Origin of the sequence: Neisseria sp. 19428wB4_WF04, from assembly GCF_015235335.1 — a bacterium.
Taxonomy (GTDB): domain Bacteria; phylum Pseudomonadota; class Gammaproteobacteria; order Burkholderiales; family Neisseriaceae; genus Neisseria; species Neisseria musculi.
The window spans coordinates 1-401 of the sequence record NZ_JADGLG010000188.1; the positions used below are offsets into that span (position 1 = coordinate 1).

Here is a 401-nt window from a genome sequence, read left to right on the forward strand (position 1 = left end):
ATTTTAAGGAGTTTTTCTTATGAATGTTTTTCGGTTCGTTTAGAAGTATAAGCCTAAAAAGTAAACGAGAAGTAATATATAGTTGTTTTAAATTATTTTGATAAAAAAACAAGTAAATTTTTACAAGCTAGGGATAAAATTTTATAAGTTTCATCAAAATTCCCGATATACCAAGGATCAGGGACTTCATCGTAGTTTAGACTAGGACTAAAATCAGTGATTTTTAAAACTTTGTTTTGGGTGTTGGTGAAGTTTTTTAAAACATTTTTGAAGTTAGAATTGTCCATGGTGATTAAAAAATCGCTTTCATCGCAAAGCTTTTGAGTGAGTTTTTTGCTTGTGAAGTTTTTGTGTTCTATGTTAAGTTGAGCAAGTTTGTTTTTGGTGCCATAGTGCATACC

At 29.4% G+C, this 401-nt stretch carries 1 protein-coding gene; it reads right to left on the minus strand.

Going from position 1 to position 401, the window contains the following annotated elements; translation table 11 throughout:
• Positions 1 to 92: 92 nt before the first annotated feature.
• Positions 93 to 401: low molecular weight phosphotyrosine protein phosphatase (locus IR141_RS12935; RefSeq protein ID WP_135037856.1), on the minus strand; the 309-nt coding region annotated here is incomplete at its 5' end.